Below are 6,323 nucleotides of genomic sequence, written 5' to 3'. Positions count from 1 at the left end.
AGGACAGAATCATCCCTGCCGTGAATCAGCCCATCGACGCCGCGTCGCCGTGACCCTTCCACGCAAACTGCGGAGAACCGTGGAACCGGGGGAGGATCAGTGCATGCCTACCCCGCGACAAAAGCCTGGGCTCAGCCCAAGCTGTGACGGGGCACTGTGACGGATGCGTCTCCGCCGAAGTCTAATTCGTCAATGATTTCAATGACTTAGGTGTGGCGGAGACGGAGGGAATCGAACTCCACCACTTTCAAGTCATTGTTTTCGTTGACGAATTCGAGCCGAAGGAGGGATCTTGTATACCACCGCCCTGGTCCGCTTGCAAGCTGGTCGAAGAAACGGCCGGGATCGGGCCAACGGATGGAGCACGGCCGGCAGAGGGGCGACCGCGAGCAACCCGACGGTTCGTAAACGCTGCGGCGTCGCGATCACGATCGGATCGTTCACCCCGGCCGAGCGCTTCGTCATCCCCGGGCGGACGCCCCGGCGTGCTGACGGCGGCCGAAGGATCGGCATCCGCACCCCGGGACCGCCGTGTCCCGGCAGTCCGAGAGCGTCGCCATCCGGCGGTCTTCTTCCCGGCTGCCCGATCGCTCCCGACCCCTCCAGGCGAGGAGCCTGACGCGCCGACGGGAATGGCCGGCGATGGGATCGGATCCGCATCCTTTCGGCGCCTCGACCGGACGGCGGGTTGCCGTATGTCCGAACGCCTCGCGACGGCGTCGTCCACGAGTTCCGGTCGGAGGTGACGCAGCCACTGCAGATGCGAAACCATCTTCATCAACTCGTCGAGGAGTTCCGCCGGATGCCGATATCCGTAGCGCGCGCCCCGGGACTCCGAGGAGTGCCCGGTGATGATGTCGCGTTTCTCGCGGTCGACCTTGGCGGTCGATGCCAGGGAGATGAACCGATGTCTCCAGCCGTGGTTCGGCCGGACCGCGGGGTCGGCGACGATGGTACGGATCCATCGTCCGAGGCGGTTCGAGGTCGAAGCGGTCACGCCTCGCAGATCGTCCCGGGAGCGGACCGAGGCGGGGTCGACGAACAGGCGGCGTCCCTCCCGGCTGCCGACGAACTCCAGGAAGCCGAGTTCGACCAAATCCGGATGGATGGGCACATGCCGGAACACGCCGGTCTTGATGTGTCCGGCCTCCGGCGTGAGGTCGATGTACCATACGGGATCGGGGTGGAGCGGGTTGTACTTCGTCTGCCTGACGTCTTCCTGGCGGATTTGCGCGATCTCGTCGATGCGCGCCCCGGTGTAGGCGCACAGCCATGGGATCCATCGACGGGCGTCCGCGGTGCGGTCGGAGATGTTGGGCGCGCGGGGGCCGAGCGTCGCGGCGAGAACGTCGAGCGCTTCCTCGTCCGACAGACCCGGTTCCCGCAGGACGTGCCTGGGTTCGGGAAAGACGATGACGGCGGCCGCGGGATTGTCGGCCGACCGATGGGCGCGAGCGATGCACCAGTTCAGGAAGGCCCGCGCCGCGCCGATGTATCCGAAGCGGATGGTGTGATTCGACACGGTGCCGCTTGCGCGCAGATGGTCGCGGAACCTCTCGACGTGATCGAAGACGAGGTCCGCAGGGTGGTCGACGCCAGCGAACACCATGAGCTTCAGGAGATTGTTCTTCCAGCTGCGCTTCGTCCGTTCGGCGAGCTGCTTCTCGGCGGCGTAATCGTCGAACAGCACGTCCCAGGTCCGTCGGCGAGGTCTTTCGGCAGCGGGAAAGGCGGTCGCGTTCGGATCCTCCCCGAACCTCTTTCTGGCGAGGCTTTCGAGACGAAGACTTGCGAGCAGGCGGGCCCGGGCGGCCTCGTGGAGGAAGGCGTTGGCACATGCCGGGCGGAGTCTGAAGCCGCGATCCAGGAGGAATGTGCGGATCTCCCTGTACAGGTTGAGCTGATTGGTGAGGACGACATTCTTGGACGTCGCCGATTTCGGCAGGTAGTGGAACGCCATCCGATCGCAGGCATGCATGATCTGCCAACGCTTCGGGTCTCCGGGATTGCGTTCGTCGCGGCCGACGAGGTGACGATAGAATTCGCCGGCGAGGGCGCTTACGCCCCGTTCGTCGAGATCGAGGGCATCGGCCCGCAGCTTCGCGCCCACGGCACGAAGGTCTCCCGCCCGCTCGCGCGTGCGATCCGGACGTGATCCGCCAAGGCCGTGTAGCCGCCGCCGTAACCGTGCTAGTCGCGCAGACGCTCGAAGATCCCACTGTTATTTACGGGTCGTTAGCCATACCCGCTCACCTTGCCGCCTCCGCCTTGGAGCCGGTCTATGATCCTGTCTTCCAGCGCCGCGAAGCTGAAGCAGCGCGCCAAAGCCGACTTCAGGGGCCGGCATTACGAGGCGACCCTGATCGTGCAGGCCGTCTCCTGGTACCTGCGATACCCGCTCAGCTACCGTGATATCGAGGAGCTGTTCCTGGAGCGCGGCTTGGAGGTCGATCACAGCACCCTGAACCGTTGGGTTCGCCAGCGCATGGACGGTGCGCGAGCAGAACCAGCTGTTCGCACTCTGCTTCGGGCTTCCCCAGGCGAACAAAGGGTGAAAGCGGGACGGCATAGGTCGTTCCGCGCATCATATCCGAGTTTGCGACACGCCCCCTTTTCGTCTTGGTCCAGAACCGCGATCTGGAGTCCACGAACAATGGGTCGGAGCGGGCGCTGCGCCCCTGCGCGGTCTACCGTAAAATCACGAACGGCTTCCGCCAGGAGTGGGGCGCTTATACGCTACGCCGACATCAGGTCCGTCATCGACCTGCCCGACGACGCTCCCGTCGCGCCATCGACGCCATCCGCCTCAAATTGAAAGGCCAGACAATCTGCGCCTCGGCTTGAGCGGCATCCAGACCCCGTGAGCATTTACCAAACTTTGAAGCCGGTCTAAAAGTACGTCATGCATTGTTAAGATATTATCGGTTATTTTATTGATCTCAACAACGATGCATTGAACTTAATGCCTGTCAAAACAGGTGTTTAGCGCACAGCGGCGCGACCGCCGCATCAATCTTCTTTGCCTGCTTTCCTCGCACCCGGTATCGTTCATGTGGTTCGTCAGTCGCGACACCGATGCCCTCCTCCAAGCCCTCGATCGGTCGCAGGCCGTCATCCACTTTGCTCTCGACGGGACGATTCTCGATGCGAATGCGAACTTCTTGAAAGCAGTCGGCTACAGCTTGGCCGAGATCCAAGGCCGTCACCATCGCATCTTCGTCGATCAGGCCGAGCAAGATAGCGGGGCCTACAAGGCGTTCTGGGCCTCCCTCGCTCGGGGTGAGTACCAAGCTGCCGAGTACCGGCGGATTGGCAAAGGCGGGCGGGAGATCTGGCTGCAGGCGACTTACAATCCCGTTCTCAGTCGATCGGGCAAGCCTGTCAAAATTGTGAAGTTCGCCGCCGATGTGACAGAGCAGAAGCGCATCTTTGCCGACTACCGCAGCAAGATCGAAGCGCTCGATCGATCCCGGGCCTCAATCGAGTTCGACCTGTCTGGAATGGTCGTCCACGCGAACGCCAAGTTCCTAGAGCTGGTCGGGTACCGTTTTGACGAGATCGAGGGCCAGCACCATCGGATCTTCGTCGATCCGTCGGAACATGGGCGTGCTGCCTACAAGCAGTTCTGGGAAGGGCTGCAGCGAGGAGAAGTCCAGGCCGCCGAGTTCAAGCGTTTTGGGAAAGGCGCGCGAGAACTCTGGCTTCAAGCCATCTACAATCCCGTGTTCGATCCCGCCGGGCGGCCAGTCAAAATCGTCAAGTATGCCTCCGATATCACCGAGCTCGTTCAGGAGCGTCGAGAGAGAGCCGAGGCCCAGGCAGGCATTCAAGCTAGCCTTGCCGAAGTCGATCGCACGATGTCGGCCGTATCCGCCCAGGTTGCCGGGACGGCTCATGCTGCTGCGGAAACGTCGGCCAATGTCCAGGCTGTGGCCGCCGGAGCCGAGGAATTTTCTGCTTCAATCGAGGAGTTGAGTCGGCACGCTGTGGAGGCCAAGCATGCCAGCGATGATGCCGTCCGGCGAGCCGAGGAAGCCGGCCTGATTGTCTCAAGCTTGACCAAAGCCGCCGAGAAGATCGGCGATGCCGTCAATTCCATCCGTGCGGTTGCCGACCAGACCAACCTGCTGGCCTTGAACGCAACGATCGAGGCGGCTCGGGCTGGGGATGCGGGGCGGGGATTTGCCGTAGTGGCCACTGAGGTCAAGGCACTAGCGAGCCAATCGTCAAAAACGACGGAGGAGATCGGCGGCCTGATCGCGGACGTGCAGTCCTCTACCGATCAGGCGGTTCAGGCCATTGCGACCATCACAAAGACCATTCGGCACCTGAGTGAGATATCCCTGAGCGTCTCATCCGCGGTGACCGAGCAGGCGGCCGTAACGCGGGATATGTCCACCAACATGCAGACGGCGGCAAGCGGCGTTGAACAGGTCCGTCAGAATACGAGCGCGATTGCAGCAGCGGCGCAGGAAGTGGGGAACTCCGTCACTACAATGGCGCAGGCGGCACGCCGGCTGGCGTGATGTCCCTCCGATGGCCTCGTTTCCATAGGCGGCGCCAAACTTAAATGGAACAGGGTCACTAATATCTGGGCGGATTGAGCTTTTTGCCGAGATACGCGACAGTGAAGCTCAGAACAATCTACCCATTGAGGCCGAACTCGTACAAGATTTTCGATGCCTGCACTTTAAGTGAAGATCAGAAATTTTCCGAATTTTCTCTAATATTAAGCTGTTCTTAACCCTCGTCCGCTCCAGGTAACCCCATGCATGTCTTCCGGCGGCGTCAAGCCAAGGTACCGACCTCCGTCCTCGTAGTGGGCGACACAACGATCCGGTTTACAGCGCTGCGAGCAGCCCTGAGTGAGATTGCCCGCTCGGGCGCCTTTGTCTTCTCGCCGGACTTGCTGGTCGAGGATGCCGCACTCCTCGCTCAATGCCAGGGAAGGTTCGCCTCCGCACAGATGCAGGCCCTACGCCTGGCTTCCGCCGCTGGCGGCAGCACCTCGGATGCATCGACCAACACTTGTTGGATGGTGCACGATGTGCGTGAGGTCGCCTCGTTGAGTGGCTCGATCTCGGCCGCCATCGAGCAACTCGCCGCCTCGATCGCCGAGCTCTCCGAGAACTCTCAAGCGAGCGCGTCGACCGCGGAACGCGCGCGCGATGCCATGGGTGCGAGCATGGCCGAGATGCAGCTGGGCCGTCAGGCTATGACGACCATTGCAGGCCGCGTCGACCGCATCAGCGCGTGCCTCAAGGTACTCGATGGGGCTGTGACGCAAATCGGCACTATGACCTCCTCGATCGATGCGATCTCACGCCAGACCAACCTTCTCGCGCTCAATGCCACCATCGAGGCGGCACGCGCAGGTGAGGCCGGCAAGGGCTTCAGCGTAGTCGCCGCCGAGGTGAAGGCGCTCTCGGGCCAGACCGCACAAGCCACGCAGCAGATCCGCGACCGCATCAGTATGCTCGTCGAGGAGATGAAGGTGATCCGGGGCGCAGTGGATGAAAGCACGCTAGCGGTGTCGGAGGGAGACGCCACGGCTCACCGCGCGCTGACCAGTCTCGAGAACGTCGGTTCCGAGATCGTCAGCACCGCAGACCGGATCCGGGCGTTGGCGACGGTGCTGGACCAGCAACGCACCGCCACGGACGAGGTTTCCGCCAGCATCTCAGGCATCGCCGAGAAGGCGGCGAAAACCCGAGAGGAGATCGACAAGATCAACGCGGGCCTGGTGGCGGGCGAGGCGCAGGTGCGTCGCGGCTTCACAGCGCAGGCACAGGCTGGCGACGTTCGCTTCGTGCTTATGCGGGTGGCCGCCGACACGGCTGCCTGGAAGCGTAAGCTCGCCGCGTCGCTCGTAGGGCTGGAGCCGGTCCAGGCCGTAACGGACCTCTTCGATGGACGCAGCCTGCGCCAGGCTGTGGAGCTTGTGCGGACCGGTCCCAGCGGCAATGCTGCCACGGTAACAGACCTCCTCGCAAGCGAGTCAAGGGCCTTCGAGCACGCACGTTTGGTCGTTTCGGCTTTGGCCAAGCAGGACTATGGCACAGCCACGAGCGCCTATATGCAGTGCGACCAGGAACTCGTCGAGCTCGTCTCCCTGGCAGATCGCCTCGGGCTAGCGCTCGAAGGCTGAAGCATCGGCGTCCTGGCGGCCTCGTCACCAAGGCGTTCTCCGCGGACCAAGTCCGGCAAGGTTCGATCAAACGCCAAGCCTCAATCTCACCCGGCTCGCTCCTCTAAAGCGAGCCGCGCGGTATACTTCAGGCGGCAACCCCGACGGCGGTCTCGTAGGCGTGGCGGAAGTCGAG

Annotated in this window: 4 protein-coding genes and 1 pseudogene; 4 read left to right on the top strand and 1 reads right to left on the bottom strand. The window is 62.8% G+C overall.

Annotated elements, in window-relative coordinates; genetic code table 11:
• Window positions 1-247: 247 nt before the first annotated feature.
• A complete protein-coding gene (locus G3T14_RS22705; protein WP_163644775.1) occupies window positions 248-1,960 on the bottom strand; it encodes a hypothetical protein in 1,713 nt (570 codons plus the stop codon).
• Window positions 1,961-1,972: 12 nt separating this feature from the next.
• On the opposite strand from G3T14_RS22705, the gene G3T14_RS22700 reads away from it, so the two are divergent.
• The 4 genes and pseudogenes from G3T14_RS22700 (at window position 1,973) to G3T14_RS22680 (ending at window position 6,148) form a co-directional block, all read left to right on the top strand.
• Window positions 1,973-2,155, top strand: a complete 183-nt coding sequence (locus G3T14_RS22700) for a hypothetical protein (protein WP_163644774.1) — start codon at window positions 1,973-1,975, stop codon at window positions 2,153-2,155.
• 126 nt (window positions 2,156-2,281) lie between these two features.
• Window positions 2,282-2,476 (top strand): annotated as a pseudogene (locus G3T14_RS22695) (IS6 family transposase); the annotation flags it as partial.
• 574 nt (window positions 2,477-3,050) lie between these two features.
• Entirely contained in the window at window positions 3,051-4,526 is a 1,476-nt protein-coding gene (locus tag G3T14_RS22685; RefSeq protein ID WP_163644772.1) for a PAS domain-containing methyl-accepting chemotaxis protein, read from the top strand.
• Window positions 4,527-4,768: 242 nt separating this feature from the next.
• Entirely contained in the window at window positions 4,769-6,148 is a 1,380-nt protein-coding gene (locus G3T14_RS22680) for a methyl-accepting chemotaxis protein (RefSeq protein WP_163644771.1), read from the top strand.
• Window positions 6,149-6,323: the final 175 nt, after the last annotated feature.

The sequence above is a fragment of the Methylobacterium sp. BTF04 genome (assembly GCF_010692745.1).
GTDB lineage: Bacteria > Pseudomonadota > Alphaproteobacteria > Rhizobiales > Beijerinckiaceae > Methylobacterium.
This window is presented reverse-complemented; position numbering and strand designations above follow the sequence as displayed.